The organism is Streptomyces viridosporus (assembly GCF_002078235.1).
GTDB classification, from domain to species: Bacteria; Actinomycetota; Actinomycetes; order Streptomycetales; family Streptomycetaceae; genus Streptomyces; species Streptomyces viridosporus.
In genome coordinates, this window is record NZ_MSGP01000884.1 from 1 (window position 1) to 1563 (window position 1563).

Consider the following 1563-nt stretch of genomic DNA (forward strand, 5'->3'; position numbering starts at 1 on the left):
GGGCGGGCGGGGCGGAGGGCGTCGAGCTGTGCCTGTTCGACGAGCGGGGCAAGGAGAGCCGGGCCCGGCTCACCGAGCTGACGCACGAGATCTGGCACGGTTTCGTGCCGGGTGTGCTGCCGGGGCAGCGCTACGGCTACCGGGTGCACGGGCGTTGGGACCCGTGGACCGGCGCCCGCTGGAACCCGGCGAAACTGCTGCTCGACCCCTACGCGCGCGCGGTGGACGGCGACTACGCCCCCGGCGGGTTGTCGCCCGAGGTGTACGGGCACGTCCGCGACTGGCCGGAGCAGCACGTCGCGGACACCGTGCGCGACGACCGGGACTCCGCGCCGTACGTCCCCAAGGGCGTCGTCGTCCACGACGAGGACGACTGGGCCGACGACCGCCGCCCGATGACGCCGTGGGCGGACTCGGTGATCTACGAGCTGCACGTCAAGGGGTTCACGCAGCGCCACCCCGGCGTGCCCGGGGAACTGCGCGGCACGTACGCCGGTCTCGCGCACCCCGCGGCGATCGAGCACCTGGTGCGGCTGGGCGTCACGGCCGTGGAGCTGCTGCCGGTGCACCAGTTCGCGCACGAGGACCATCTGCTGCGCCGGGGCCTGCGCAACTACTGGGGCTACAACTCGATAGGCTACTTCGCCCCGCACGCCGGTTACGCGGCCTCCGGGACGACCGGCCAGCAGGTCGGCGAGTTCAAGCGGATGGTGCGCGCCCTGCACGCGGCGGGCATCGAGGTGATCCTCGACGTGGTCTACAACCACACCGCCGAGGCGGGCGAACTGGGCCCCACGCTCTCCCTGAAGGGCATCGACAACCGCGGCTACTACCGCCTCCAGCCGGACGCCCGCCGCTACGCCGACTACACCGGCTGCGGCAACACCCTGCACGTCGTCCAGCCGCACGTGCTGCGCCTGATCACGGACTCGCTGCGCTACTGGGTGACCGAGATGGGCGTGGACGGTTTCCGCTTCGACCTGGCGGCGGCGCTGGCCCGCTCCATGCACGACGTCGACATGCTCTCCCCGTTCCTCGCGGTGATCGCCCAGGACCCGGTGCTGCGCCGGGTGAAGCTGATCGCCGAGCCGTGGGACGTGGGGGCGGGCGGCTACCAGGTGGGCGCGTTCCCGCCGCTGTGGACGGAGTGGAACGACCGGTACCGCGACACGGTGCGGGACTTCTGGCGGCACGCCCTGCCGGACGTGCGGGAGATGGGCTACCGGCTGTCCGGTTCGAGCGACCTGTACGCCTGGGGCGGGCGGCGCCCGTACGCCTCGGTCAACCACGTCACCGCGCACGACGGGTTCACCCTGCGCGACCTCGTCTCGTACGACCGCAAGCACAACGAGGCCAACGGCGAGGGCAACCGGGACGGCACCCACGACAACCGCTCCTGGAACTGCGGCGTCGAGGGCGACACCGACGACGGGCGGATCCTGGCGCTGCGGCGGCGGCAGCTGCGCAACCTGCTGACCACGCTGCTGCTGTCGACGGGGGTGCCGATGCTGGTCGCCGGCGACGAGATGGGCCGCACCCAGGGCGGCAACAACAACGCCTACT

Annotated in this window: 1 protein-coding gene; it reads left to right on the forward strand. The window is 72.2% G+C overall.

What is annotated here, in order from left to right; all coding sequences use genetic code 11:
• A partial coding sequence (glgX, locus tag B7L92_RS38420) for a glycogen debranching protein GlgX (protein WP_081241670.1) occupies positions 1-1563 on the forward strand: 1563 nt, incomplete at both ends.